Annotated in this window: 20 protein-coding genes and 1 tRNA gene; 4 read left to right on the top strand and 17 right to left on the bottom strand. The window is 67.1% G+C overall.

Annotated features, from left to right (window positions below; translation table 11 throughout):
- Positions 1-194 precede the first annotated feature (194 nt).
- Both alaS and AC1RDS_RS04715 read right to left on the bottom strand, forming a co-directional pair.
- Positions 195-2,816 (bottom strand): alanine--tRNA ligase, encoded by a 2,622-nt coding sequence (gene alaS / locus AC1RDS_RS04720; protein WP_092698178.1) that lies wholly within the window; start codon positions 2,814-2,816, stop codon positions 195-197.
- Positions 2,817-2,941: 125 nt separating this feature from the next.
- Positions 2,942-3,229 (bottom strand): PepSY domain-containing protein, encoded by a 288-nt coding sequence (locus tag AC1RDS_RS04715; RefSeq protein ID WP_026435120.1) that lies wholly within the window; start codon positions 3,227-3,229, stop codon positions 2,942-2,944.
- Positions 3,230-3,381: 152 nt separating this feature from the next.
- Here AC1RDS_RS04715 and AC1RDS_RS04710 point away from each other — a divergent pair, with 152 nt between their 5' ends.
- Together AC1RDS_RS04710 and AC1RDS_RS04705 are read left to right on the top strand one after the other, a co-directional pair.
- On the top strand, positions 3,382-4,872 hold the full coding sequence (locus AC1RDS_RS04710; RefSeq protein ID WP_492226699.1) for an NAD-dependent succinate-semialdehyde dehydrogenase: 1,491 nt from the start codon (positions 3,382-3,384) through the stop codon (positions 4,870-4,872).
- A gap of 178 nt (positions 4,873-5,050) precedes the next feature.
- Positions 5,051-5,124: transfer RNA gene (locus AC1RDS_RS04705), tRNA-Gly, on the top strand.
- Positions 5,125-5,232: 108 nt separating this feature from the next.
- Here the strand turns inward: AC1RDS_RS04705 and AC1RDS_RS04700 are convergent.
- On the bottom strand, positions 5,233-6,147 hold the full coding sequence (locus AC1RDS_RS04700; protein WP_348682570.1) for a pseudouridine synthase: 915 nt from the start codon (positions 6,145-6,147) through the stop codon (positions 5,233-5,235).
- 102 nt (positions 6,148-6,249) lie between these two features.
- On the opposite strand from AC1RDS_RS04700, the gene AC1RDS_RS04695 reads away from it, so the two are divergent.
- On the top strand, positions 6,250-8,394 hold the full coding sequence (locus AC1RDS_RS04695) for an AsmA family protein (protein WP_348682569.1): 2,145 nt from the start codon (positions 6,250-6,252) through the stop codon (positions 8,392-8,394).
- Between the two features lie 142 nt (positions 8,395-8,536).
- Here AC1RDS_RS04695 and AC1RDS_RS04690 read toward each other — a convergent pair whose 3' ends face one another.
- From AC1RDS_RS04690 to AC1RDS_RS04670, 5 genes are all read right to left on the bottom strand, one after another.
- Entirely contained in the window at positions 8,537-11,761 is a 3,225-nt protein-coding gene (locus AC1RDS_RS04690; protein ID WP_348682567.1) for an error-prone DNA polymerase, read from the bottom strand.
- Positions 11,762-12,036: 275 nt separating this feature from the next.
- A complete protein-coding gene (locus AC1RDS_RS04685) occupies positions 12,037-13,557 on the bottom strand; it encodes a Y-family DNA polymerase (RefSeq protein WP_092698187.1) in 1,521 nt (506 codons plus the stop codon).
- A complete protein-coding gene (gene imuA, locus AC1RDS_RS04680) occupies positions 13,520-14,377 on the bottom strand; it encodes a translesion DNA synthesis-associated protein ImuA (RefSeq protein WP_099049583.1) in 858 nt (285 codons plus the stop codon). Before imuA ends, AC1RDS_RS04685 begins: the two co-directional genes overlap by 38 nt.
- Before the next feature lie 423 nt (positions 14,378-14,800).
- Positions 14,801-15,439, bottom strand: a complete 639-nt coding sequence (locus tag AC1RDS_RS04675) for a 3-oxoacid CoA-transferase subunit B (protein WP_287879854.1) — start codon at positions 15,437-15,439, stop codon at positions 14,801-14,803.
- A 3-nt stretch (positions 15,440-15,442) separates the two neighbouring features.
- Positions 15,443-16,150, bottom strand: coding sequence for a CoA transferase subunit A (locus AC1RDS_RS04670; RefSeq protein ID WP_348682710.1), 708 nt, complete (start codon positions 16,148-16,150; stop codon positions 15,443-15,445).
- Positions 16,151-16,226: 76 nt separating this feature from the next.
- Here AC1RDS_RS04670 and AC1RDS_RS04665 point away from each other — a divergent pair, with 76 nt between their 5' ends.
- Positions 16,227-16,772: a PAS and helix-turn-helix domain-containing protein gene (locus tag AC1RDS_RS04665; protein ID WP_026435129.1), complete on the top strand. Its 546-nt coding sequence runs from the start codon at positions 16,227-16,229 to the stop codon at positions 16,770-16,772.
- Positions 16,773-16,881: 109 nt separating this feature from the next.
- Here AC1RDS_RS04665 and AC1RDS_RS04660 read toward each other — a convergent pair whose 3' ends face one another.
- From AC1RDS_RS04660 to AC1RDS_RS04620, 9 genes are all read right to left on the bottom strand, one after another.
- Positions 16,882-17,277 (bottom strand): carboxymuconolactone decarboxylase family protein, encoded by a 396-nt coding sequence (locus tag AC1RDS_RS04660; RefSeq protein ID WP_348682711.1) that lies wholly within the window; start codon positions 17,275-17,277, stop codon positions 16,882-16,884.
- Between the two features lie 121 nt (positions 17,278-17,398).
- A complete protein-coding gene (gene katG, locus AC1RDS_RS04655; protein WP_348682712.1) occupies positions 17,399-19,552 on the bottom strand; it encodes a catalase/peroxidase HPI in 2,154 nt (717 codons plus the stop codon).
- 170 nt (positions 19,553-19,722) lie between these two features.
- On the bottom strand, positions 19,723-20,655 hold the full coding sequence (locus AC1RDS_RS04650; RefSeq protein WP_348682713.1) for an SMP-30/gluconolactonase/LRE family protein: 933 nt from the start codon (positions 20,653-20,655) through the stop codon (positions 19,723-19,725).
- A gap of 17 nt (positions 20,656-20,672) precedes the next feature.
- The gene (locus AC1RDS_RS04645) at positions 20,673-21,575 is read right to left on the bottom strand and encodes an amidohydrolase family protein (RefSeq protein WP_348682714.1); all 903 of its coding nucleotides are present in this window, start codon (positions 21,573-21,575) and stop codon (positions 20,673-20,675) included.
- Between the two features lie 3 nt (positions 21,576-21,578).
- Complete coding sequence (locus AC1RDS_RS04640) at positions 21,579-22,535, bottom strand: tripartite tricarboxylate transporter substrate binding protein (protein ID WP_287879839.1); 957 nt, start codon at positions 22,533-22,535, stop codon at positions 21,579-21,581.
- Between the two features lie 45 nt (positions 22,536-22,580).
- Positions 22,581-23,579: a Bug family tripartite tricarboxylate transporter substrate binding protein gene (locus tag AC1RDS_RS04635; protein ID WP_431603980.1), complete on the bottom strand. Its 999-nt coding sequence runs from the start codon at positions 23,577-23,579 to the stop codon at positions 22,581-22,583.
- 13 nt (positions 23,580-23,592) lie between these two features.
- Positions 23,593-24,603 carry a Bug family tripartite tricarboxylate transporter substrate binding protein gene (locus AC1RDS_RS04630; RefSeq protein WP_348682716.1) on the bottom strand — a complete coding sequence of 337 codons (1,011 nt, stop codon included), beginning with the start codon at positions 24,601-24,603 and terminating at the stop codon, positions 23,593-23,595.
- A 150-nt stretch (positions 24,604-24,753) separates the two neighbouring features.
- Entirely contained in the window at positions 24,754-25,695 is a 942-nt protein-coding gene (locus tag AC1RDS_RS04625) for an NAD(P)-dependent oxidoreductase (protein WP_348682717.1), read from the bottom strand.
- A complete protein-coding gene (locus tag AC1RDS_RS04620) occupies positions 25,692-26,378 on the bottom strand; it encodes an RraA family protein (protein ID WP_348682718.1) in 687 nt (228 codons plus the stop codon). Before AC1RDS_RS04620 ends, AC1RDS_RS04625 begins: the two co-directional genes overlap by 4 nt.
- Between the last annotated feature and the right edge of the window lie 90 nt (positions 26,379-26,468).

Raw genomic sequence — 26,468 nt, 5'->3', positions numbered from 1 at the left:
GCAAAACTCCCCGGCCCTGCTCTGACGCCACCGACTCCAGGAGAACGGGCCGCGGCACCCGCGCCCCGGCCTATGGTGTCGGCAGGAATCGGGCTCTGGGACGGTGCCTCGGCAGGAATTCCTGCACCCGATCGTGGGCGCACCTGGTTACAGGCCACCCTGCGGTGTGGGTCAACGGCCCCAGCCGCTGACGATCACAGTTTCTGGGCAACCCAATCCTGCACCGAGGCCAGCGCTGCGGGCAACCTGGCCGCATCGGTGCCACCGGCCATGGCCATGTCGGGCTTGCCACCGCCCTTGCCACCCACCTGCTGGGCGACAAAGTTCACCAGCTCGCCGGCCTTGACCTTGCCCACGCTGTCGGCCGTCACGCCAGCGGCGATCTGCACCTTGTCGCCATCCACCGCGGCCAGCACGATGGCGGCGGTCTTGAGCTTGTCCTTGAGCTTGTCCATGGTGTCGCGCAAGGTCTTGGCGTCGGCACCCTGCAGGGCTGCGGCCAGCACCTTGAGGCCCTTGATATCGACAGCCTGCGTCACCAGCTCGTCGCCCTGGCTGGAAGCGAGCTTGCCCTTCAGTGCCGCCACTTCTTTTTCGAGCGCACGCGCATGGTCGAGCGCCTGGCCGATGCGGCCATTGAGCTCGGCCACGGGCGCCTTCAAGGTGCTGGCGGCCTGGTTCACCGTGTCTTCCAGGTTCTGCAGGTAAGCCAGCGCATTCGCGCCCGTCACGGCCTCGATGCGGCGCACGCCGGCGGCCACGCCGCCCTCGCCCACCACCTTGAACAGGCCGATGTCGCCCGTGCGCTGCACATGGGTTCCGCCGCACAGTTCGCGGCTGGTGCCGATGTCGAGCACGCGCACGGTCTCGCCGTACTTCTCGCCAAACAACATCATGGCGCCGGTCTTCTGGGCCGACTCGATGTCCATCACACGGGCCTGCGTGGGCTGGTTGGCCAGGATTTCCTCGTTCACGCGGCGCTCGATCTCGCGGATCTCGGCATCGGTCACCGCGGCGTTGTGGGCAAAGTCGAAACGGGTGCGGTCGGCATTGACCAGGCTGCCCTTTTGCTGCACATGGCTGCCCAGCACTTCACGCAGGGCCTTGTGCATGATGTGCGTGACCGAGTGATTGCGCATGGTGGCCGCGCGCACGGCGGTATTGACCTGCGCCTGCACCGTGTCGCCCACGTTCAGCGTGCCCTCTTCGAGCGTGCCGTGGTGGCCGAACACGTCGGCCTTGATCTTGAGCGTATCGCCCACCGCAAAGCGGGCCGAGCCGCTGGTGATGACGCCTTCGTCGCCCACCTGGCCGCCACTTTCGGCGTAGAACGGCGTGGTATCGAGCACCACCACACCGTTTTGACCGGCCTTCAGGACAGCAGCGCTGGTGCCATCGACGTAGATAGCTATGATTTTTGCAGTCTCTGCCAGATGATCGTAGCCCGTGAACTGGTTGGCGGCACCCGCGTATTCCAGCGCCTTGTCCATCTTGAACTTGCCAGCGGCACGGGCCTGGGCCTTCTGCTTTTCCATGGCCGTCTTGAAGCCGGTCTCGTCCACTTCCACATCGCGCTCGCGGCACACGTCGTTGGTCAGGTCGAGCGGGAAACCGTAGGTGTCGTGCAGCTTGAAGGCCACGTCGCCGGGCAGCACCTTGGCACCGCCGTCCAGCGCTGCATCGAGGATTTCCATGCCATTGGCCAGCGTTTCAAAAAAGCGCTCTTCCTCGGCCTTGAGCACGTCGGTGATGCGCTGCTCCTGCGCACGCAGCTTAGGGTAGGCATCGCCCATCACGCGCACCAGATCGGCCACCAGCTTGTGGAAGAACGGCGTCTTCTGGCCCAGCTTGTAGCCGTGGCGGATGGCGCGGCGCACGATGCGGCGCTGCACGTAGCCACGGCCTTCGTTGCTGGGGATCACGCCGTCGCTCACCAGGAAGGCGGTCGCGCGGATGTGGTCGGCGATCACGCGCAGACTCTTGTTGTTGAGGTCGGTCACGCCGGTTTCGCGCGCCGCGGCCTTGATGAGCGCCTCGAACAAGTCGATCTCGTAGTTGCTGTGCACGTGCTGCAGGATGGCAGCCAGGCGCTCCAGGCCCATGCCGGTGTCCACGCAGGGGGCGGGCAGCGGCGTGACGGCGCCGGTCTCGTCCATGTTGAACTGCATGAACACGTTGTTCCAGATCTCGATGAAGCGGTCGCCATCTTCATCGGGACTGCCCGGAGGGCCGCCGGGGATGTGGTCGCCGTGGTCGTAGAAGATTTCGCTGCACGGGCCGCAGGGGCCGGTGTCGGCCATCATCCAGAAGTTGTCGCTCTTGTAGCGGCCGCCCTTGTTGTCGCCGATGCGGATCACACGCTCCGGCGGCAAGCCGATCTCCTTGGTCCAGATGTCATAGGCCTCGTCGTCCTCCTGGTACACCGTGGCCAGCAGGCGGTCGGCGGGCAGCTTGTAGACCTCGGTCAGCAGCTCCCAGGCCCACTTGAGCGACTCGCGCTTGAAATAGTCGCCAAACGACCAGTTGCCCAGCATCTCGAAAAACGTGTGGTGGCGCGCGGTGTAGCCCACGTTTTCCAGATCGTTGTGCTTGCCGCCCGCACGCAGGCAGGCCTGCACGGACACCGCCCGGTTGTAGGGGCGCTTGTCGGTGCCCAGAAACACGTCCTTGAACTGCACCATGCCCGAGTTGGTGAACATCAGCGTGGGATCGTTACCAGGCACCAGCGGGCTCGATGCCACGACGGTGTGGCCCTTGGAGGCAAAAAAGTCCAGAAAGGTCTTGCGGATGTCGGCAACGGTGAAAGTGGGAGTCATGGGCTTTTTCTTCACGAACAGAGATGCTGCGGCAGGCCTGCCCGCAGGCGAACAGGGGATTTTAGGGGGTTTCACGCACGCCCATCCCCACCCCTTCTGCCCAGCCCCCACCCTGAAACACGGCGTCAACCCTGCCGGGAGGTCATTTCGAGTTTCACGATGCGGCCGTCCACGGGATGGTGGACGATCTCGACGCGGTTGCCGTCCTTGTCCCAGCCATGCATCTTGTAGCAGTTGGCTTTGGTGGTGGCGAAACGCTCGATCGAGTAGCCGGCATCCACCAGCTTTTGCAGCATTTGCGCCTGCGTCAGCCGGGTGTCCTTCTGGGTCGCGGTGCACGATGGCGAATCGGCAAAGGCGGATGTGCCAAGCAGCAGTGCAGCGGCTGCGGCGCAAAGGGTACGAGTCTTCATGATGATCTCCTGTTGGCATGCCGGATTGGCATGGAGGCCATTGTGAAAACGCCCCCTGAAGATTGCCTGAACACACCGCGCCCTGACCCTGCGCTGCGCCCGCTTTTGCCGGGTGCTACGCTCTGTCCTTTACCCACCCACACGAGACAGCCATGGACACCAAAGCCTCTCCCCTCGCCCAGCTCAACGACCCCAGCCTGCTCAAAACCGACGCGCTCATCAACGGCCAGTGGGTGGCGGGCGCCAGCCGCTTTGCCGTGCACGACCCGGCCACGGGCCTCAAGCTTGCCGACGTGGCCAACCTCGGCCCGCAGGATGCCGAAGCGGCCATTGCCGCCGCCAACACCGCCTGGCCTGCCTGGCGTGCCAAGACGGCCAAGGAGCGCAGCATCATCCTGCGCAAGTGGTACGACCTGCTCATGGACCACCAGGATGACCTGGGCCGCATCATGACCGCCGAGCAGGGCAAGCCGTTCCCCGAAGCCAAGGGCGAAGTGGCCTATGGCGCCAGCTTTGTGGAGTGGTTTGCCGAAGAGGCCAAACGTGTCAACGGCGAGACCCTGCCCCAGTTCGACAACAACCGGCGCCTCTTGGTCCTGAAGCAGCCCATCGGCGTGTGCGCCGCCATCACGCCCTGGAACTTCCCCCTGGCCATGATCACGCGCAAGGTGGCACCGGCCCTGGCCGCCGGCTGCCCGGTGGTCATCAAGCCGGCCGAACTGACCCCGCTGACCGCCCTGGCCGCCGCCGAGCTGGCGGTGCGCGCAGGCATTCCGGCGGGCGTGCTCAACATCCTCTCGGCCGATGCCGCCAACTCCATTGCCATCGGCAAGGTGCTGTGCGCCAGCGACGTGGTGCGCCACATTAGCTTCACCGGCAGCACCGAGGTGGGCCGCATCCTGATGGCGCAGTCGGCCCCCACGGTCAAGAAGATGAGCCTGGAGCTGGGCGGCAACGCGCCCTTCATCGTGTTTGACGATGCCGATATCGACTCCGCCGTGGAAGGCGCCTTTGCCAGCAAGTACCGCAATGCCGGCCAGACCTGCGTGTGCAGCAACCGCTTTTACGTACAGGAAGGCGTGTACGACGCGTTCGTGGCCAAGTTCGCCGCCAGGGTGAAGACGGCCAAGGTGGGCAATGGCTTCGAGGATGGCGTGAACCAGGGTCCGCTGATCGAGGAGGCGGCCCTCGTGAAGGTGCAGCGCCATGTGGACGATGCCATTGCCAAGGGCGGCCAGGTGGTCGCCGGGGGCCAGCGCCTGAAAAACCTGGGAAGTGGCCAGTTCTTCGAGCCCACGGTGGTGGCCAATGCCTCGGCCGACATGCTGTGCGCGCGTGAGGAAACCTTCGGCCCCTTCGCCCCGGTGTTCAAGTTCAAGACCGAGCAGGAAGCCATAGCCGCGGCCAACGCCACCGAGTTTGGGCTGGCCAGCTATTTTTACAGCCGCGACGTGGGCCGCATCTTCCGCGTGAGCGAGGCGCTCGAATACGGCATGGTCGGCATCAACGTGGGCATCCTGGCCACCGAGCATGTGCCCTTTGGCGGCGTCAAGCAGTCCGGCCTGGGCCGCGAGGGTTCGCACCATGGCATGGATGACTATGTGGAGATCAAGTACCTGTGCATGGGCGATATCCAGAAATAGGCGAATTGCCTGGATAGCTCTGTTTTTTTATAGCTTGCAGCGCTTATTGCGTAAGCGCTGCATGCCAAAAATTTCCAAAACCGGCAGCTTCCCCTGGGCCAGGGATCTGCCGGTTTCCTCATCCCGGCGGCCGCGCAAGAAAATCAGCCCCGGGGAGCTGCCTATAATTCGCTGCTTCGCGGGTGTAGTTCAATGGTAGAACGGCAGCTTCCCAAGCTTCATACGAGGGTTCGATTCCCTTCACCCGCTCCAGTTTTCATGGCTTCCAGCACTCTCCCGGCAAGGGCTGCCAGCACATTTCGCTGAAAACTGCCCCCCTTCTCGTTTCCCGCCATTTCCCGCCGATGAGGCCGCTGTCGCTCAAGCCACGGGCAGCACCAGGCGCTGCTGGCTTTCGAACGCCCGCGGTTCTCCGGTGAGCGGATCGACAAACTCCAGCGAGCGCGCCAACAGCTGCAGCGGGCGCGAGTAGTCACCCTCGGGCGGATCGTTGACGACCGGGTAGAACGGGTCGTTGCGCAGCGGCAGGCCCAGGGCGGCCATGTGCACGCGCAGCTGATGGCGCTTGCCCGTGATGGGCGACAGGCGGTAGCGCGCCCAGCTACCCGCCACCTCCAGCAGCTGCATGTGGGTGTGGCTGTTGGGCTCGCCGGGCGCTTCCTGCATGCGAAAGAACTGAGGGCTTTCCTCCAGCCGGCTGGCGTGCTCGCGCGGGAAGACCAGGTCCGCCCGCCAGGGGGCAATCGCGTCGTAGTGCTTGGTGATCTGGCGGTCGCGAAACAGCGCCTGGTAGGCGCCGCGTGTGCGCTGCTGCACCGAGAGCAGCACCAGCCCGGCGGTGTCGCGGTCGATGCGGTGCAGCGGTGACAGCTGTGGCAGCCCGAGCTGGCGCTTGAGCCGCACCAGCAGCGTGGTGTGCAGATAGCGGCCCGAGGGCGTCACGGGCATGAAGTGCGGCTTGTCGGCCACCACCAGGTGCTCGTCCTGGTACAGCACCGTCTCGCTGAACGGCAGCACCGACTCCGCGGGCAGGCTGCGGTAGTAGTACAGGCGCAGGCCGCCTTCGAATGGCCGTTCTGGCGCCACCGCCTGCCCGCGCTCATCCACCACCTCGCCCGCCAGCATGCGCTGGCACCACGCATCGCGCGCCACCACCGGCAAGCGCTGGGCCAAAAAATCCAGCATGCTGCCCTGACCGCGCGAGGGCAGCACCACGCAACTGGGACTCACGCCGTCGCGCACGGGGAGAACATGGGGGTGGTGGGGGTTGTGCATGGCGTGCGGATTTTAGGAGGCTGTAGGACAACTGCGCCAATGGGCCCTTTGGCGCACAAGATCGGCCAAAAACCGCGCGCTGCGGGCTAGCATGACGATTCCATGACAGAACTCCCGACGGATTCCCGCACCGCACAGTCCTTGTCAGCGCCCCCGCCACCGCATCGGCGCAGGCTGCGCACGGCAGTGGGCATGGCCGGTGCGTTGGTGGGCTTGCTGCTGATCGGCGCCATCGTGCTCGGCCAGCTGAACTGGAACCATGCCAGACCCTGGCTCAACCAGACGATCAGCGACGCCACGGGCCGGCACTTTGCCGTGGAAGGCGATCTCACCGCCTCCTGGCAATGGCCGCAGCCACTCGATACGGGCTGGCGCCGCTGGGTGCCAGGCATCACGCTGCAAGGCACGCAGCTGGTCATGCAAGACCCGCCCGGTTTTGCCCGCCCCGGCAAGGCCGCCGCCCCCCGGCCGATGGCCAGCGCCGAGATGGCACGGGCATCGCTGCGCCTTTGGCCCCTGCTGGCGCGCGAAGTGGCCATCGACACCCTTGAACTCACCGGCCCCGACATCGCCCTGGCCCGCCTCGGCGATGGCCGCAACAACTGGACCCTGGAGCGCCAGCGCGCACCCGACGACCTCACGCCGCGCTGGACGGTCCACATCGATCAGCTGGTGGTGTGCCAGGGTCAGCTGGCCTACACGGATGCCGGCAGGGGCCTGGACCTGCAAGCGCACATCGACACCATCGACGAAGCCGCGCCGCCCCCCGAAGCCGGCGACCCGGCAATGCCCGCCTCGGCCACCAACCGCGCAGCCACCGCCCCGATCTACGGCGTGCGCTTCGACCTGAAAGGCACCCTGGGAAAGGCCCGTATCGCGGGCCAGGGCAAGGCAGGCCCCGTGCTCACGCTGCGCGACAAGGAGGTGAACTACCCGCTGCAATTCACCGCCAGGGCAGGCAGCGTGGAGACCGCCGTGCAAGGCATTCTGGCCAACCCCGGTGCGCTGTCGGGCATGGATCTGCAGGTGATGCTCAAGGGCGCCAGCATGGCCGACCTGTATGCGCTGACCGGCCTGGTGCTGCCGAACACACCCGCATTTCAGACCCGGGGCCGGCTGCAGGGCAGCCTGCAACCAGGCCAGGCGGTATGGGACTACCGCGACTTCACCGGCACCTTGGGCCAGAGCGATCTGCATGGCAACCTGCGCTTTGTCTCGGGTACCCCGCGCGGCAAGCTGTCGGGCAGCGTCACCTCCCGGCAATTGCGCCTGGCGGACCTGGGACCGGTGCTCGGCACAGCCGCCACGCCTTCCTCCAAGGCGGGCCGCAGCGGCAAGGTGCTGCCCGATGCCGCGTTTGCCACCGACCGCTGGAGCGCCATGGACTTGGACCTGAAATTCTCGGGCCAGCGCGTGATCCGGCCTGACAGCCTGCCGCTCGAAGACCTCAGCGTGCATGCCCTGCTCAGCGATGCGGTGCTGCGCCTGGATCCCCTGCGTTTCGGCGTGGCCAGGGGCCAGATCAAATCCAGGGTGGTACTGGACAGCCGCAGCAAACCGCTGACCGCGCGCATGGAAACGCGGGTGCAGAACCTGCGGCTGGCCGCGCTCTTTCCCGAGGTCGAGCTCACCAGAAAAAGCCTGGGCCAGCTCGATGGCGCCCTGGCGCTCAACGGCCAGGGCAACTCGGTGGCGCAATGGCTGGGCACCAGCAGCGGCGAGGCGCGCCTGTATGTGCGCGACGGCACCCTGAGCCGCGAACTGCTGAACCGCGCAGCGCTCAACGTGGGCAGCATTGTGGTGGGCAAACTGTTTGGCCAAGACAAGGAGGTGCAGCTGCGCTGCGCCGTGGCCGACCTGGCCGTGCGCGAAGGCGTGGCCACCGTGCGCACCGGCAAGCTCAGCACCAGCGAGGCCATCGTGGACGCCAGCGGCACCATCGACATGGCGCAGGAGCGCCTGAACCTGCACATCCAGCCCGAATCGCTGCAGTGGAAGTTCTTCTCGCTGCGCACCCCGCTCTATGTGCGCGGCAGCTTTGCCCAGCCCGACGTGGGCGTGCAACCCGGCCCCCTGCTGCTGCGCGCCGGCGCCGCGCTTGCCGCCGTGGTGGCGGCCCCTGCGGCCCTGGCGCTGCTGCCCGTGACCGTGCCGGGCGCCGACGACGATGCGCAGTGCGCGCCTTTGCTGGCGCAGGCCACCCAGCCGGTGAAGGCGGGCCGGGCGGGCAGGCCGGCGGCGCGCTGAAAAGTGCGCTGCGGTGGTGCGGCAGTATTTGTGCGATCCGATCCCTCTTGTTTGGATCGCTTCAAGCGCTTTCTGCGTGAGCGCTTCACAGCATTTCCACGCCATTTCCGCCAACGGAACGGCACACCACCGGCGGCCGGGCTCAATGAAAATCCCGGCTGCCCTGCAGCGCCTGCGCCATGCGGCCCAGCAGCGGTGTGAGGTCTTTGCAGCGCTGGGCCACCAGGTGGTGTACCACGGCCTGGCCGCCGGGGCCATGGGCGCTGCATTGCCACAGGCCCTCCACCGCCAGCAGTTGCGAGCCGAGCAGCGCCTGGCGCCAGGTCTCGACCAGCGCGGGCCAGACGATCACGTTGACCGGGCCGGTTTCGTCCTCCAGCGTGACAAACATCGTGCCCTTGGCCGTGCCGGGGCGCTGGCGCACGGTGACGATGCCGCAGGCGCGCACCTTGCGACCGTGGGGCATGTTGTGCAGTTGCAGTGCGGTCTGCAAACGCCAGCGTGCCAGGCGCGGACGCAGCAGGGCCAGCGGGTGGCGGCGCAGCGTGAGGCCGGTGGCAGCGTAGTCGAACACAATTTCTTCGCCCTCGGGCGCGGCGGGCAGGGCCAGCGGCGCTTCGTGCACCGGTACCTCGCGCCACAGGGCGGGGGCGGTGTGCTGCGCGGCCGCCTCCCACATCTGCTGGCGCCGGTGGCCCGACAGGCTGGCCAGCGCATCGGCGGCAGCCAGGGCCTGCAGGTCTTGTGGACCCAGCTGGGCGCGCAGGGCCAGGTCTTCGGTGCTGGTGAACGGCGCAGCGGCACGGGCCTGCACCAGGCGCTGCATGGCGCTGGCCTGCAGGCCGCCGACCAGGCGCAGGCCCAGGCGCACGGCCGGTTGCGGCAGCGGCGGCGTGGGCAAGCCGGGGGCGGGCCGCAGGCGCTGTGCAGGACCTTCGAGCGTGCAATCGCTGTCGCTGCAGCCCACGTCGATGGGCAGCACGCGCACGCCGTGGCGACGCGCGTCCTGCACCAGTTGCGAGGCGGTGTAAAAGCCCATGGGCAGCGCGTTGAGCAGCGCCGCCAGAAAACACGCGGGCTCATGGCACTTGAGCCAGCTGCTGGCATAGGCCAGCAGGGCAAAGCTGTGGGCATGGCTTTCGGGAAAGCCGTATTCGCCAAAGCCCAGCATCTGCTGGAAGATGGCCTGGGCAAACGCGGGGCGGTAGCCCCTGGCCAGCATGCCGTTGACCAGGGGTTCCTCGAACCGGTGCACGCCACCCTTGCGCTTCCAGGCCGCCATGGAGCGGCGCAGGTCATCGGCCATGCCCGGCGTGAAGCCCGCCGCGATCATGGCGATCTGCATCATCTGCTCCTGAAAGATCGGCACGCCCAGCGTGCGTGCCAGGGCGGCTTCGAGCTCGGGCTTTTCGAGCTGCAGCGCCTCGCCCCTGCGCCGGCGCTCACGCGCCTGCAGGTAGGGGTGCACCATGCCGCCCTGAATGGGCCCGGGCCGCACGATGGCCACTTCGACCACCAGGTCGTAGAACACGCGCGGCTGCAGGCGCGGCAGCATGCTCATCTGCGCGCGGCTCTCGATCTGGAACACGCCAACGGTGTCGGCGGCGCAAATCATGTCGTAGGTGGCGGCATCCTCGCGCGGGATGTCGGCCAGGCCCCAGCGTTCGCCGCGCAGCGCAGCACGCAGATCCAGGCAGCGGCGCAACGCGCTGAGCATGCCCAGCGCCAGCACATCGACCTTGAGCAGGCCCATGGCATCGAGGTCGTCCTTGTCCCACTGGATGACGCTGCGCCCTTCCATGCTGGCGGGCTCCACGGGCACCAGCCGCGTGAGCTTGCCCTGGGTGAGCACAAAGCCGCCCACATGCTGGCCCAGGTGGCGCGGAAAGCCCTTGAGCTGCGCGGCCAGCTCCAGCCACAGCGCGGCCTGGTGCGCCGACAGCGGCACGCCCCGGTCGCCAGCCAGCTGCTGCAGGCGGTCGGCGGCCATGTCTTCGTCAAACCAGTGGTGGTCTTTGGCAAAGGCATCGACCAGCACCGGTGCCACGCCCAGCGCCTTGCCCACGTCGCGCAGGGCGCTGCGCGTGCGGTAGCTGGTGACCACGGCGGTGATGGCGGCGCGCTCGCGGCCGTATTTGGCGTAGATGTACTGGATGACCTCTTCGCGCCGGTCGTGCTCGAAGTCCACATCGATGTCCGGCGGCTCGCTGCGCTCCTTGCTGATGAAGCGCTCGAACAGCAGGTGCGAATCCTCGGGGTTGACCGCCGTGATGCCCAGCACATAGCAGACCACCGAGTTGGCGGCCGAGCCCCGCCCCTGGCACAGGATGCCCCGGCTGCGCGCAAAGCGCACGATGTCGTGCACGGTCAGGAAGTACATCTCGTACTGGCAGTGCGCAATCAGCGCAAGCTCCTTGTGGATCTGCGCGGCAATCCAGTCGGGCACCCCCTGGGGATAGCGGCCTTGGGCCCCCTCTTGTGCCAGCCACGCCAATGCCTGGGCAGGCGTCATGCCGGCGGGCACGGTCTCTTGCGGGTAACGGTATTTGATTTCATCCAGGCTGAAGCTGCAGCGCGCGGCCACCGTGAGCGTGGCGGCCAGCAGTTCGGGCGGGTAGATGCCGGCCAGGCGCACGCGCTGGCGCAAATGGCGTTCGGCATTGGGCTGCAGCGCAAAGCCGCATTCGGCCACGCTGCAGCCCCGCCGCACGGCGGTGATCACGTCCTGCAGCGGCTTGCGCGAGCGGGCGTGCATGTGCACATCGCCCGCGGCCACCAGCGGCAGGCCCAGCGCCGCGCCCACGCGCTGCAGCGTGGCCAGCCAGAGGCTGTCGTCGGGGGCCAGGTGCAGCTCTGCCGCCAGCCAGAGGTGGGCACCGAAATTTGAACCAAATTGCCCTCTAACAATTGATATACAAGCGCTAACAGCTGCAAAATCAGAAGCATCAAAGCACTCGCGGCGGGGAACGAGCAGCAGCTCGCAGCCCTCCAGGAGATTGAAGGGGCTGCCGGGGCCGACCTGGTATTGCCCCTTGGGCGCCGCCGCCCGCGCTGCGGTGATGAACTCGCACAGATTGCCCCAGCCCTCGCCATTCCGAGCCAGGGCCACCAGGCGCAGCTTTCCCCACGCAAACTCGCTGCCCACGATAAGGTGCAAGCCCCATTCCCTGGCGGCCTCCCAGGCGCGCACCACGCCTGCCACCGAGCATTCATCGGTCAACGCCAGGGCCCGGTAGCCCAGTTGGGCAGCACGCGCCACCAGCTCTTTCGGATGGGAGGCGCCGCGCTGGAAACTGAAGTTGGACAGGCAATGCAGCTCGGCATAGCCCGGCAAGGGCGCAGGGGACGGCACTGTGACAGACGCCATGGCCTTAGAGACTGTTCTCGATCTCGCAGGGGATCGCGTTGGAGCGCAATCGGGATGAGTGGATGCTTCGGATGCGCCGCATGGGCTGGTGCCCATGCAAGCAGCCGGGGCGTCCAATCGCCCGATTTCGCTCCAACCCATCGGGCAGTGGTCTTTGCGGGCGGTCTGCGGCGTTGCGGCGCTTGTGGATAGCCGGGCTATCCACTGCACACCGCGCCTTGCATCCCATCCCGCAAAGACCGCTGCGCGACCCCTGGGAGATCGTGAACAGGCTCTTACCCATAGATGCCGTGCAGGAACCAGCGGTGCGGCTGCGCGGCCGTGAACGCGCTTTGCATCGCGCCCTCCTGCATCGCGCCGCCAGCGGGCGGCACCCACCGCTCGCGGAACACCCACACCAGCCCCGCCACATCGTTGTGCGCCACAAAATAATCGCGCAGCGCCAACCCCGCACAGGAATGGCCCGGGTCGCCAGCGCCCTCGCCTGCGGCCGACCACCAGCCCGCCTCGAACCGGTGCGGCCCCGCCAGCAGGCGCAGCAAGCCGTGGTGACAGGGACGGTTGCCCTGCACCGCCAGCCGCCGGGGTGGGCGCAGCAGCCAGGTGGGCCACAGGGTGGCGTCGGGGGCATGCGTGTCGGCGGCAGGGGTGCCGGGGTGGGCGCGGTCATGGTTCAGCACCTCGGTCGCCGGGCGCCATTGCTGCATGTGCTCGGGCCGGTGGTCGGCCTGCAGCACGGGGGCCACCACCTGGCTGGACCCCAGGCGGGCCGACAGGCGCTCCAGCAACTGGTGCAAGGCCTCGCCTGGCGCTGAAGCCGGGTCGTCACGGCCACCGCCCACAAGATCGCCGGGCGGCAGCAGGCTCGCGCTGCGGTGCGGCAATGGGGCCGACTCCAGCAGGCGCAGCGTGATCTGGTTGACCGGTGCCGCCAGGGCCGTGCGCGCCAGGTTTTCCGACAGCAGGCGCCGCAGGTGCGCCATGTCCTGCGTGGCCTGGGCGGTGCGCACCGGCAGGGCCTGCGTGGGGGCAATGGCCACACCGTCGATGCGCCGCAGGTCGTGGCGCCAGGCCAGCTCCAGCGCCACTGCGCCCTGCTGCCGCGCCTGCAGCCAGCCCTGCAGGGCCGCGAGGCAGCGGCTGGCACTCCAGAGCAGCGCATCGGCCGATTCGGCCAGTGCGGGCAGCTCGGCGGTCAGCACAAACTGCTCGGGCAGCTCCAGCCAGGCGTGGGCTTCGGGAGCGTCGCCCAAGGCCTGGTCCAGCACCCGCAACACCTGGCCACCAAAACGCCTGGCCACCCCGGCACGCGGCAGCGCCCGCAACGCCCCCCAGGTGCGACAACCCATGCGCTCCAGGCTGGCCACATGCGGGCGCAGTGCGGTCAGCGTGTGCAAGGGCAAGCCGTCCACACCCGGCTCCACGCCCTGCCCTGGTGGCACACGCCCCGCCTGCGCCATACGCAACCAGGCCTGCGCCACCAGGGCTGTCGGCCCGCAGCCCCACGCCGTCTGTGTGCCTGGTGGTTGCACCCGCACTTCCCGGGTGGCCGTGTGTGCAGGCGGTCCGCCAGATGCATCGGCCCAGGCCTGCAGCACCTGCGCCCGCAAGGCATCGCGCCCGCCCCAGAGCCGCTCGGTGGTGGACACCTCCAACAGCACGGCGTCGCCATCCACCAGGGCCACGCGCGGCGTAAAGCGCAAAGCCCACCAGCCCGCCGCCGCGGCTTGCACAGCGGCGCCCGGAGGTGCCGCAGGCTCATCGCACCATGGCAACGGCAGTGCGATCCAGTGCATGGCCCCTCCTCTCTGGCGCGCCCCGCCCAGGCGCCAGCACCGGACGCATAGTCAGCGCTGGCACCGCACTGTGACGCACCGCTGTTGCACCGGTCACCCCCTGCGCTGCGCGCCGCCGCGCGGCCTGCGCCGCCAGCACCTGGGCCAGACGGGGGTGGCAGCCCGGCAGATCCAGCCCCTGCACCAGAGGCGGCCCTCGGCGCTTGAGGATCTGCACCTGCATGCCAGGCGATAGGACGGCATCCCCTGGCAGGGCCAGCCCCTGCACCTGCAGCCGCAGCAAGGCCGGCGACGCCTGCGGTGCGGCACGGACCGGGCGAAACACCCACAGCAACTGCTGTTGTTGCGCCGCCGCCAGCTGCAAGCGGCGCAAGGCCGCAGGGAGTGCCTGCGGCAGCCAGGCCATGACGGCCAGCACATCGCGGCAGCGCAGCGCCTGCTCGGCCGCCCAGAGCGCCGCCTTGGCGTTGTCGGGCCGCACGACGCACAAGCGCTGTGCCGGCAACCCCTGCGCCCTGAGCGCCGGGCCAAAGGGCTCGCACGGTGGCGCCACCACCACCACGGCCCCCACGCGCCGAGCCACTGCCTGCGCCAGTGCAGGCAGCACCAGTTGCCATTCGTGCAGGCCCACCATGGGTTGCAATACCTCGCTCATCGCCCCCACGGGCCAGCCACCGCCCGGCAGTTGCGCATCCAGCAGCGCGTATCCGGTGGGCTGCGCGGACTGCGGGCCCGCGCCCAATGCGTCTGCATGCCAGACACCAGGCATGGCGGACGGCAAATCGAGCGCAACCCGCAAAGTGGAGCGTGGCGCAATCATGGTGGTGGCAAGGGTTCAGAAGACAGGAATACTGTGAATATACACAGTATTCCTGTCTTCCACCACCAACCACCCAGCCAGAAGAAAAGAGACGCTTTGGGGCCGCTACAACATGCGCATCACCCCATCGCACCAGTCGGCCACAGTGCTTCACGCCCACCAGAGCCACTTCGGCCAGGCCCACGGCCTCGCCTTGCCACTGTTCGAGCAGATCGCCCTGGTGCCCAGGGTGGGAGCCAGCCGGCCTCGATCAACGCCTTTTGCCATGCCTGCAGCCGGGTGTCGGCAAAGGCGAGCGCGCGGCCGGCCTCCTGCCTGGCGGAGGCCGGCAAGCTTGCCTGGACTGTTTCCACTGCGCAAAGGCGTCCGCCAGCAAAAGGCCCGCTTGCGCGGGCCCGTGCTATGGCAGGTCAAGCAGTGCCTTCAGGGCAGCAGCGTGACACCCGTCTTGGCCTGGAGGGCATCGAACGTGACGCCCGGCGCCAGCTCCACCACCTTGAGGCCCAGCGGCGTCACGTCCATCACGGCCAGGTCGGTGATGATGCGGTCGACCACGCCCACGCCCGTGAGGGGCAGCGTGCACCGGGGCAGGATTTTCAGGTCTTCGGTGCCGTCTTTCTTGCGCGCCACATGCTCCATGAGCACGATCACACGCTTGACGCCGGCCACCAGGTCCATGGCGCCGCCCATGCCCTTGACCATCTTGCCGGGGATCATCCAGTTGGCCAGGTCACCCTGCTCGCTGACCTGCATGGCGCCCAGGATGGACAGGTTGATCTTGCCGCCGCGGATCATCGCGAAGGACTGGTCCGAACTGAAGATGGACGAGCCGGGGATGGTGGTCACGGTCTGCTTGCCAGCGTTGATGAGGTCGGCATCCACCTTGTCCTCGGTGGGGAAGGCCCCGATGCCCAGCATGCCGTTCTCGGACTGCAGCCACACCTCCTTGTCACCGGTGAAGTTGGCCACCAGCGTGGGAATGCCGATGCCCAGGTTCACATAGAAGCCGTCTTCGAGTTCTTGGGCCGCACGGGCGGCCATCTGGTCTTGGGTCCAAGGCATGGTTCAGGCTCCTGTTGTCTCGGTGATCGTGCGCTTCTCGATGCGCTTTTCAGGGTGGGCGTTGAGCACGATGCGGTGCACATAGATGCCGGGCAGGTGAATCTGGTCGGGGTCGATCGCGCCCGTCTCCACCACCTCTTCCACCTCCACGATGCAGGTCTTGCCGGCCATGGCGGCGGCCGGGTTGAAGTTGCGTGCCGTCAGGCGAAACTGCAGGTTGCCCGACTGGTCGGCGCGCCAGGCCTTGACCAGCGACACTTCGGGCACCAGCGAGCGCTCCATCACATAGGTTTCGCCATCGAACTCGCGCAGCTCCTTGCCCTCGGCCACGATGGTGCCCACGCCGGTCTTGGTGAAGAAGGCCGGGATGCCCGCGCCACCCGCGCGCAGCTTCTCGGCCAGCGTACCCTGGGGCGTGAATTCCAGCTCCAGTTCGCCCGCCAGGAACTGGCGCTCGAATTCCTTGTTCTCGCCCACATAGGACGAGATCATCTTCTTGATCTGGTGCGTTTCGAGCAGCTTACCCAGGCCAAAGCCGTCCACGCCCGCGTTGTTGGAGATCACGGTGAGGTTCTTCACCCCCGAATCGCGCAGCGCGTCGATCAGCGCCTCGGGAATGCCGCACAGGCCGAAGCCGCCCACGGCCAACAGCTGGCCATCGGCCACCACGCCTTCAAGGGCCTTGGCTGCGGAAGGAAATAACTTTTTCACCACGATCTCCTTGATAGTTTTGATGCGCTACGATACTACGTACACAGATAAGTAGTACCCCGTAAAGATTTGCACTATGGACGTTGATTACAGACTGGCTTTCGAATTTGCCCCCGTGGGTCTGGTGCTCTCGCGCAACCGCACCATGATGGACTGCAACCGGCTGGTCTGTGAAATGTTCGGCGCCTCGCGCGAAGTGCTGATCGGGCAATCGTTCGAGGTGCTCTACCCCAGCACCGACGAGTACGAACGCCTGGGGGCGCACATGGAACCCATTTTGAACGCCAAGGGCCACTATGCCGACAGCCGCATCATGAAGCGGGCCAACGGCGAAGTGTTCTGGTGCCATGTGTCGGGCCGCGCCCTCAACCGCGAAGCCCCCCACGAATCGGGCATCTGGAGCTTCGAAGACCTCAGTTCGCAGCGCACCGTCAAGGCCGAACTCACGGGGCGCGAACGCGAAGTGGCCGCCAAGCTGCTGGAAGGCCTGACCTCCAAGGAAATCGGCAAGACCCTGGAGATCAGCCACCGCACCGTGGAAATCTACCGTGCCCGCCTGATGCGCAAGTACAACGCCTCCACCGCGGCCGATCTGGTGCACAAGCTGGTGGCGGGAGCATAGGCTCCCCCTGAGTCGCTTCGCGCCTTCCCCCTGAGGGGGACACTACCACTGGCCTGGCCAAGCCAGTTCTACGGGCGACAGGAAGCAGTCCAAGCGCAAGAGCGCACCGTCAGCCCTTTCCATGACCGTCCACCACCTCGGACGCTGTGCGAAAAGCCTCCACCGCGGCCGGCAGGCCACAGTAGATGCTGGCATGCAGCAGCACTTCCTGAAGCTCCTGCTCCGTGGCGCCATTGTTGAGCGCACCGCGCACATGGCCCTTGAGCTCGTGCTGCCGGCCCAGTGCCGTGAGAAATGCCACCGTGATCAGGCTGCGCGTTTTCATGTCCAACCCCGGGCGCTGCCACACATCGCCCCAGGCATTGCGGGTGATAAACTCTTGGATGGGCTGGGTGAATGCCGTGGCATTGCCAAAGGCCTTGGCCACGAAGTCCTCGCCCATGACCTGCTTGCGCGTGGCCAGGCCTTGGTCGAAGTCTTTGGTGGAGGGGGGTTGCTGCGTCATGCGGGCTCTCCTGTTCGATTGGGGCCGCCATGGTATCCGCCTCCATCGTGCGCAAAAAGAAACACCCCCTGCGGCATCCATCAGGACTCGCAGGGGGCGTGGACCATTCGCTCAGACCTTGTCAGGCTTGGATCAGCGCCAGATCAAACCGGTCCAGGTTCATCACCTTGGTCCAGGCTGCAACGAAGTCCCGAACGAACTTGTCGTGCGCGTCTGCACTGGCATACACCTCGGCCAGGGCACGCAGCACCGAGTTGGAGCCAAACACGAGGTCGTTGCGGGTGGCGGTGTATTTCACCGCGCCGCTCCTGCGGTCCCGGCCCTCGAACACCTCTGCGCTGCTGTCCGACGCTTTCCAGACGGTGCCCATGTCCAGCAAGTTGACGAAGAAATCATTGCTGAGCACCCCCACCTTGTCGGTGAACACGCCATGCTGGCTGCCATCGTGGTTGGCGCCCAGCACGCGCAGGCCACCCATGAGCGCCGTCAGCTCGGGCGCCGTGAGCGTGAGCTGCTGGGCCTTGTCGAGCAGCAGTTCTTCCGTGGCGGTGCTGCTGGCAACGCGGCGGTAGTTGCGGAAACCGTCAGCCACCGGCTCCATCAGGGCGAAAGACTCGACATCGGTCTGGTCCTGGCGGGCATCCACCCGGCCCGGGGCAAACGGCACCTCGACCGCCACACCCGCAGCCCGCACAGCCTGCTCCACGCCCACCACGCCGGCCAGCACGATCACGTCGGCCAGCGAGGCCTTGCCCGATGCCTGCGCAATGGCTTGCAGCCGGGGCAGCACGCTCGCGGCGACGGCGTTCACCGCCCAGTCCTTTTGCGGGGCCAGCGCCAGGCGCGCACCGTTGGCCCCGCCGCGCTTGTCGCCGCCGCGGAACGTCGAGGCCGAAGCCCAGGCCACGGACACCAGCTCGCTGACCGACAGGCCCGAGGCCGCGATCTGCGCCTTCAGCTCGGCAATGTCTGCGGCCGTGGGCTTGTGCAGCGGCGCGGGCAGCGGGTCTTGCCAGACCAATTCTTCCTTCGGTACTTCAGGGCCCAGGTAGCGCGCCTTGGGCCCCATGTCGCGGTGAGTGAGCTTGAACCAGGCGCGGGCAAAGGCTTCGTTGAAGGCCTGCGGGTCGTTCAGGAAACGGCGCGAGATCTTCTCGAACCCGGGGTCGAAGCGCAGCGTCAGGTCGGTGACCAGCATCGTGGGCTTGCGCTTCTTGGCGGGATCGAAGGGGTCGGGAATGATTTCGGGCGCATCCTTGGCCTCGAACTGGATGGCCCCGGCCGGGCTGCGCGTCTGCACCCATTCGTACTTGAACAGGTTCTCGAAAAAGTGGTTGCTCCACTGCGTGGGTGTCTGCGTCCACACCACTTCCAGGCCGGACGTGATGGCATCGCTTCCACTGCCGCTGCCATAGCTGCTGGTCCAGCCCAGCCCCATCTGCTCGATGGCTGCGGCCTCGGGATCGGCGCCCACATGGCTGGCGGAACTGGCGCCATGGGTCTTGCCCAGCGTGTGGCCACCGGCGATCAGCGCCACGATTTCCTCATCGTCCATGGCCATGTTGCCAAAGGTGGCGCGGATGGCTGCGGCGGCCGATGCGGGGTCGCCGCTGGCGTTGGGGCCTTCGGGGTTCACATAGATCAGCCCCATCTCGGTGGCGGCCAGGGGGTTCTTGGCCAAGGTCTCGGGGCTGCGGTGGGTGAGCCAGGCCTTCTCGTCGCCCCAGTTCACGTCCATGTCGGGCTCCCACACGTCTTCGCGGCCGGCACCAAAGCCAAAGGTGCGGAAACCGGAGTTTTCCAGCGCCACATTGCCGGCCAGAATGATCAGGTCGGCCCAGGAGATCTTCTGTCCGTATTTTTGCTTGATGGGCCACAGCAGGCGGCGCGCCTTGTCCAGGCTCACGTTGTCCGGCCAGCTGTTGAGCGGCGCAAAGCGCTGCTGGCCACGCCCGGCACCGCCACGGCCATCCACCGTGCGGTAGGTGCCCGCGCTGTGCCAGGCCATGCGGATGAACAGGCCAGCGTAGGTGCCCCAGTCGGCGGGCCACCAGTCCTGCGAATCGGTGAGGAGCGCCTTGAGGTCGGCCTTGAGCGCGGAGTAGTCGAGTTTCTTGAATTCTTCGGCGTAGTTGAACTTCCCGCCCAGTGGGTTGGAGCGCTCGGAGTGCTGGTTCAGCAAATCCACGCGCAACTGGTTCGGCCACCAGTCACGGCTGGTCCGGCTGCTGATTGCGCCGGCGGCATGGAATGGGCATTTGGATTCTTCGGTCATGGAGCGCTCCTTGTCTTGCGTGTGAGGCCGTTATGGCGAGTTGCAAGCCAAATGATAGGCAGCGACCTCCGAATCAAAAAGTCAATTAATACAAATTTACCGATAGTTTTTATTAACCCACTCCCTAAGAAGATAGCCAGAAAGAGCGCGGCAGTACGCCCGTGATTGCACTATTTTCGATAGCCGCCTGCGGCTTTATCCGTTTGCAGGCCCGGTGTGCCCAGGTCCGCTTGCAGGATATGGCCGTGGGTCGAGTCGGTGACGTACACCACCCTGCGCCCTTCTCCGCCGAAAGCCAGATTGGTGGTGGAGGCCCCGGCGGGTCCGCGCAACACGCATTCCGGCTCGGCCCGGTGGTTCAACACCCACACATAGCCCAGGCCCGGGTTGGCCACCAGCAGGCGCCCTGCCCCATCCACCGCCAACCCATCGGGGCCACTGGGGCCGTAGGAGGTGAAGAACTGGCCCACCTTGGCCACGCTGCCGTCGGGCAGCAGCGGCACGCGCCACACGCAGTTGCCGCGCGTCACGGCCAGGTAGAGCACGCGGCCGTCCGGCGACAGGGCCACGCCGTTGGGGCTGGGCACATTGGCCAGCAGCAGATCCAGCTGGCCGCTGGGGCGCAGGCGGTACAGGCGGCCGCTCGGATCGTGCAAGCCGCTCTGGCCCTGGTCGGTGAAGTAGAGGTTGCCTTCGGCGTCGAAGATCAGGTCGTTCACGCCCTTGAAGCGCTCGCTGTTGCGGCGCAGCAGGTAGGGCGTGACCTGGCCCGTGGCCACGTCGAGCTGCATCAGGCCGTTCTTGTAGTCGGTGATGAGCAGCGTGCCGGGCTTCAGGAACTTCATGCCGTTGGGCTCGCCGTCGTACTCGGCCACCAGCGCCCATTCGCCCTGTGGACTGATGCGGAAGACGCGGCCCCAGGGGATGTCGCTCACATACAGGTGGCCAGCGTCATCGAACACCGGGCCTTCGAGGAAGGAATCGGTGATGGCGCCGCCCCGGTTGGCGTCGGCCCAGTCGCTGCGCTCGCGGCGACGAAAGTGCTCGGGCATGGTGGTGAACACATCGAGTTCACGAACCTGGGGGGCTTGCAGCAGAAACATGGTGGGGTCTTTCGTGTTCAAGGAAGGGCATCGAAACCATACAGCCGCGCCGGGTTGTCGACCAGGATGCCATCCATGGCCGCGTCGCTGCCGGCCCAGACCTGCAGCAGGTCCACCAGATCGGCGTCGTTCACGGTGCCGGGCGTCTCGGTGGTGTGCGGCCAGTCGCTGCCCCACACCAGGCGGTCGGGCGCAGCTTGCACCAAGGCCTGGCCCAGCGGCAGCGTGTCGGCATAGCTCGGGCCATGCACGGTCGAGCGCATGTAGGCGCCCGAGAGCTTGACCCAGGTGTTGCCGCCATCGAGCAGGCCGCGCACCACGCCATAGGCCTGCGCAGCCGGGCCTTCAGCCGGGTCGATGCGGCCCAGGTGGTCGATGACCAGGGGCACGGGCAGGGTTTGCAACTGGGGCGCGAGCGCGATGAGTTGCTCGGGGTGCGCAAAGATCTGGATGTGCCAGCCCCCGCAGGCCGGGTGCTCGGCCAGCTTGCGGGCCAGCGTAGCCAGCATTTCAGGTGTGGTGGTGCCCCACGATTGGGGCGAGACAAAGTTGACCCGCAGCCCGCGCACACGGCGTGCGGCCAGGCGGGCCAGCTCGTCGGCGCTCACGTCCTCGCCCACCACGGCCACGCCGCGCGCAGCATCGCCCAGTTGGTCCAGCGCATCGAGCGTGCAGGCATTGTCGGTGCCATAGGTCGATGGCGTGACCACCACCGTGCGCGTGGCGCCCAGGCGTGCCTGCAGCTGCCGGTATGCCGCCACGGGCGCCACCGGCGGTGTGCGCGGCCAGTGGGCTGACGGCGCAAAGCGCGGGTCAAAGATGTGCATGTGGCTGTCGCACGCGCCGGGTGGCAACTGGCGCTGCGGGCGGTTCACCCCCACAGAGTGCGGGACGGGCGTGGTCAATGCGGGCAAAGGCATCGGTCAATCCAATTTGATATTGCCCTTCTTCACCACATCGCCCCACTTCGCGTCTTCCTTCTTCAGGAAGGCGGCAAAGTCTGCGGGCGTGGAGCCTACGGGCTGTGCGCCGAGGTCGGCCAAGCGCTGCTTCACTTCGTCTTCCTTCAGCACGTCTTGCAGGGCTTGCTGCAGCTTGGTGGCGATGGGGGCAGGCACGCCTGCGGGCAGGAACACGCCGTTCCACTCATAAGCCTCGTAACCGGGGATGGCGGCCTCGGCCACCGTGGGCACATCGGGCAGGCGCTTGGAGCGCTCGGGCGCCGACACGGCCAATGCGCGCAGCTTGCCGCCCGACACATGCGGGTAGGTGGCGGCCACGGTGCCGAACATGAAGTCCACCTGGCCGGCGATCACATCGGTGATGGCGGGTCCGCCGCTCTTGTAGGGCACATGCACCATGTCCAGGCCCAGCTTCTGGGCCATCAGTTCCGCTGCCAGGCGCTGCACCGTGCCGCTGCCGCCCGAGGCAAAGTTGATCTTGCCCGGCTGGGCCTTGGCCTTGGCGATCAGCTCGCCCACGTTCTTGTAGGGCGCATCGCTTTTGACGATCAGCACATTGGGCGCCAGCAGCACCAGCGACAGCGGCTGCAGCGCGTTGGCGGCATACGGCATCTTGGGGAACAGGTGCGGGTTGATGGAGTACGGCGTGGCGTCGTACAGCATGGTGTAGCCGTCGGCCGGTGCCTTGGCCACGTAGCTGGCGCCAATGGTGCCGCTGGCACCGGCCTTGTTGTCCACGATCACGCTGCCGCCCAGCTTGGCGCCCAGGCGGGTGGCGACCACGCGGGCCACGGCATCGGCCGCGCCGCCGGGGGCGTAAGGCACGACGATGGTGATGGGCCGCTCGGGGAAAGCGGCATGGGCCACGCCAGCAGCCAGGGCACAGGCAGCGATCAGGGGTTTGAGGAAGCGGAACATGGGTTCTCCAATCAATACAGGGTTCTACAACAGCGACAGGGCCGCTCAATCTGCTTTCAGATCCAGTGCCTTGGCAATCTGGCTGTGGGTGGCCACCTCCCGCGCCACACGGGTGGCAAAGGGGGCGCCGCACTGCGATTCGGGTGTCATGCCCAGGCCGCTGAGTTTTTCAGCGGCCGCAGCGCTCTTGGCAAATTCGGCGGCGGCCTGCTCCAAAGCATGGGCAACGGGCTCGGGCAGGCCCGCAGGGGCCAGCACGCCGTACCACACGTCGGCGGCGTAGTTGCCACCGCCGGCCTCGGCAAACGTAGGCAGGTCGGGCGCCACGGCCGAGCGCTGGGGTGCGCCCACAGCCAGCGCGCGCAGCTTGCCGCTCTTGATCTGCGGCAGCACCGAGCCGAGGGTAGCGAAAGAGCTGTCGAGCTGGCCGCCCATCAGGTCCGTCACCACGGGTGCTGCGCCCTTGTAGGGCACGTGGTTGAGCTGCAGGCCCTGGGTGCGGGCAAACACCTCGGTGGCGAAATGGCCCGAGCTGCCCACCCCGGCCGTGCCTGCGGTCACGCGGCCGGGCTCGGCGCGGGCCTTGGCCAGGTAGTCGGCCAGGGTCTTCACGGGCAGGCCGGGGGCCACCACCAGCACTGTGGGGCTGCTGGCCACGGTGCACAGGGGGCGGAAGGACTTCACTGCATCGAACTTGACCCGATTCTGGTACAGCCCCGGAATCATGGTGTGGTTGGTGGCACCAAACAGCAGCGTGTAGCCATCGGCCGGGGCGCTGGCCACGGCCTGCGCGGCAATGATGGTGCCCGCGCCAGGCTTGTTGTCGATGATGAAGGGCTGGCCCAGGGCCTTGCTGGCATGGTCGGCAAAGGCGCGCGCCACCACATCGGTGGGGCCGCCCGCGGCAAAGCCCACGACCAGCTTTACAGGCTTGGTGGGGTAGCCCGCGGCACTGGCCTGCGCATGAGCGACGCCAGACACAACCAAAACCATAGTTGCCAGCGCACTATGGGCGAGCGCCAGAGTCGATTTTTTCTTCAACATGGAGAAGGCCCCTTCAATCAATGCGGATGCCGCTGGTGCGAATCACCTCGGCCCACTTGGTGGTTTCGGCTTTCAAAAAGGCGCTGAACTCCTGCGCGCTGGAGCCCACGCCCTGCACGCCCAGTTCGGCAAAGCGCTTCTTCATCTCGGGGCTGGCCACGATGGTGCGGGTTTCGGCCTCCAGCCGATCCAGCACGGGGCGCGGGGTGCCTGCGGGGGCGAACAAGCCATTCCACTCGCTGACCTGAAAGCCCGGCACGCCGGACTCAGCCACGGTGGGTATGGCCTCCCAGCCCTCGGCGCGGCGGGGCGCGGTGATGGCCAGCGCCCGCAGCTTGCCGCTCTTCACAAACGGGCCGCTGGCGGTGGTGGCGCTGAACATCACGTCCACCTGCCCGCCGATCAGGTCGGTGAGCGCGGGCGCGCCGCCCCGGTACGGGATGTGGGTGATGGCCACTTTTTTCCCCTGCTTGAACAGCTCGCCCGCCAGGTGCTGCGCGCCGCCGTTGCCGGCCGATGCGTAGGTGAGGTGGCCCGGCCGCGCCTTGGCAGCCTTGGCGACATCGGCCACCGACTGGAAGGGCGACGTGGCGGGCACCACCATCAGCAGCGGCACCTGCAGCACCAGCGAGATGGGCGCAAAGTCCTTGTTGGCATCGAACGGCAGCTTGGGGAACAGGCTGGGGTTGACGGTGAAGGCCGTGGCATCGAGCAGCAGCGTGTAGCCATCGGCGGGTGCCTTGGCCACGGCCGCCGCGCCAATGGTGCCGCTGCCGCCGGGGCGGTTGTCCACCACCACCTGCTGGCCCAGGCGTTGGCCCAGTTGTGTGGCCAGCAGGCGTGCGGTGTTGTCGGCATTGCCGCCGGCCGGGTACGGCACCACCAGCTTGAGGGGCTTGTCGGGCCAGGTCGCCTGCGCCAGTGCGGGCAGTGCAGCCGTGGCACCGATTGCTACGAAACCAATCGCTGCCAGCGCATTACGGATAAGCGCTACAGGCCGTTCAGGCTTGAAACTTTTGTTCATGGGAAATGTCTCCTGTCATGGACTGCGCAGACCGCAGCCGCTGGTTTTGGCGCGGGCCGGTGCTGACACCGGCCCCGTCCAGTCGGGCACACAACGCTGGCGTGCCCTGCCCTGCTTCACTTCATTCACACGGTAGGGTTCAGCCCCAACTCAAGCCGTTTCAATGGCAGTCGCCGGCACACGGGCCAGCACGGCCAGCAGGTTCTGGGCAGCGCCCACACCCATGTTCACGTAGGCGTCACTTGTCACGCCGCCGATATGGGGGCTGAGGATGATGTTTTTCTCGCCCTGGAAGGGGTGGCCGGCCGTCATGGGCTCCACCGCAAAGCTGTCCAGCCCGGCGGCCATGACCTGGCCCGAGCGCACGGCAGCCAGCAGCGCGGCCTCGTCGATCAGGCCCCCGCGTGCGGTGTTCACCACGATCACGCCGCGCCTGCATTGCGCCAGCGTGATGGCGTTCAGCAGGTTGCGGTTGTCGTCGGTCAGCGGGCAGTGCAAAGACACGGCGTCGGATTCGCGCCAGAGGGTTTCCAGATCCACCGCTCGCACATAGTCCGGCAGGTTCTTGGCATACGGATCGAAGCCGATCACGCGCATGCCCAGCGCGTCGGCCATCTTGGCAAAGCGCAGGCCAATGGCGCCCAGGCCCACCAGGCCCACCGTGCGGCCACCCAGTTCCAGGCTCTTGTGCGTGGCCTTGTCCCAGTGGCCGGCGTGCATGCGCGCATCCAATGCCACCACGGATTTGGCGCAGGCCAGCAGCAGGGCCAGGGCCTGCTCGGCCACGGCAGCGGCGTTGGCGCCCACGGCAGCCACCACCTCGATGCCGCGTGCCTTGGCCGCCACCTTGTCGATGGTGTCGGTGCCGCTGCCGTGCTTGGAGATGACCTTGAGCGCGGGCGCCGCATCCATCACCGCAGCGCCCACCTTGCCGTAGCGCACGATGATGGCCACCGGGTTGTGGCGCTGGCACAGGGCCACCATGTCGTCTTCGGTGGGCGTCTTGCCCGCGTAGACGACTTCGTAGCCCGTGAGCAGGTCGAGGGCTTGTTGCGCCAGATCGGCGCCGGTCACGATGATGGTTTGGCTCACAGCGATTCCCCTTCCTTCAAGACGCCCGCAGCGCGCAAGGCGGCGGGCAGCCACTTCGATGCGGTATCGCCACGGGCAATGGCTTCGATGCGGGCGGCTTCGTCGGCCACCTTCTTGTCGGCCAGGGCCAGCATGCCGGGGGCCTTTTCGCGCTCGATGACGACCACGCCATCGGCGTCACCCACCACCAGGTCGCCGGGGTTCACCACCGCACCACCGGCGCTGATGGGATGGTTGATGCGGCCGGGCACGTACTTGGTAGGACCTGCGGGGTTGAAGCCGGCGCTGAACACGGGGAAGTCCAGCTCCAGGATCTCCAGCTTGTCGCGGATGGCGGCGTCCACGATCACGCCGGCCAGGCCGCGCTTCTTGCAGGCGCTGAGCATCAGCGTGCCCATCAACGCCGCCGTCTGGTCGCCCTTGCCGTCGATCACCAACACGTCGCCCGGCTGGGCCAGGGCGATGGCGGCGTGGATCATGAGGTTGTCGCCAGGGCGTACCTCCACGGTGAAGGCGGGCCCGGCCACTTTCATGGCCTGGTGCACGGGTGCCACGCGCCCATGCATGGTGCCGCGGCGGCCGGCCACGTCGGCCAGGATGGCGGCCTGGTAGGTAGCGGCTTGTTGCACCACGTCGGCGCTCACGCGGTCGATGGCGCGGATGATTTCAGGGAGTTGGCTCATGGTGAATCTTTGTGAAGAACGGTGGTAACAGTGAAATCAGCACTGCGCAGCAGGCTTGGCCTTGCCTGCAAAGCGCCCATGCCGCGGCGC

This window comes from Acidovorax sp. GW823-FHT02H02, assembly GCF_058797075.1.
Note: the sequence above shows the minus strand (reverse complement) of the source record. Positions and strands in the feature narration are given on the sequence as shown.

Coding starts and splice junctions, on each gene's coding strand:
- alaS (WP_092698178.1), bottom strand. CDS start 2,816: ATGACTCCCACTTTCACCGTTGCCGACATCCGCAAGACCTTTCTGGAC.
- AC1RDS_RS04715 (WP_026435120.1), bottom strand. CDS start 3,229: ATGAAGACTCGTACCCTTTGCGCCGCAGCCGCTGCACTGCTGCTTGGC.
- AC1RDS_RS04710 (WP_492226699.1), top strand. CDS start 3,382: ATGGACACCAAAGCCTCTCCCCTCGCCCAGCTCAACGACCCCAGCCTG.
- AC1RDS_RS04700 (WP_348682570.1), bottom strand. CDS start 6,147: ATGCACAACCCCCACCACCCCCATGTTCTCCCCGTGCGCGACGGCGTG.
- AC1RDS_RS04695 (WP_348682569.1), top strand. CDS start 6,250: ATGACAGAACTCCCGACGGATTCCCGCACCGCACAGTCCTTGTCAGCG.
- AC1RDS_RS04690 (WP_348682567.1), bottom strand. CDS start 11,761: ATGGCGTCTGTCACAGTGCCGTCCCCTGCGCCCTTGCCGGGCTATGCC.
- AC1RDS_RS04685 (WP_092698187.1), bottom strand. CDS start 13,557: ATGCACTGGATCGCACTGCCGTTGCCATGGTGCGATGAGCCTGCGGCA.
- imuA (WP_099049583.1), bottom strand. CDS start 14,377: ATGATTGCGCCACGCTCCACTTTGCGGGTTGCGCTCGATTTGCCGTCC.
- AC1RDS_RS04675 (WP_287879854.1), bottom strand. CDS start 15,439: ATGCCTTGGACCCAAGACCAGATGGCCGCCCGTGCGGCCCAAGAACTC.
- AC1RDS_RS04665 (WP_026435129.1), top strand. CDS start 16,227: ATGGACGTTGATTACAGACTGGCTTTCGAATTTGCCCCCGTGGGTCTG.
- AC1RDS_RS04660 (WP_348682711.1), bottom strand. CDS start 17,277: ATGACGCAGCAACCCCCCTCCACCAAAGACTTCGACCAAGGCCTGGCC.
- katG (WP_348682712.1), bottom strand. CDS start 19,552: ATGACCGAAGAATCCAAATGCCCATTCCATGCCGCCGGCGCAATCAGC.
- AC1RDS_RS04650 (WP_348682713.1), bottom strand. CDS start 20,655: ATGTTTCTGCTGCAAGCCCCCCAGGTTCGTGAACTCGATGTGTTCACC.
- AC1RDS_RS04645 (WP_348682714.1), bottom strand. CDS start 21,575: ATGCCTTTGCCCGCATTGACCACGCCCGTCCCGCACTCTGTGGGGGTG.
- AC1RDS_RS04640 (WP_287879839.1), bottom strand. CDS start 22,535: ATGTTCCGCTTCCTCAAACCCCTGATCGCTGCCTGTGCCCTGGCTGCT.
- AC1RDS_RS04635 (WP_431603980.1), bottom strand. CDS start 23,579: ATGTTGAAGAAAAAATCGACTCTGGCGCTCGCCCATAGTGCGCTGGCA.
- AC1RDS_RS04630 (WP_348682716.1), bottom strand. CDS start 24,603: ATGAACAAAAGTTTCAAGCCTGAACGGCCTGTAGCGCTTATCCGTAAT.
- AC1RDS_RS04620 (WP_348682718.1), bottom strand. CDS start 26,378: ATGAGCCAACTCCCTGAAATCATCCGCGCCATCGACCGCGTGAGCGCC.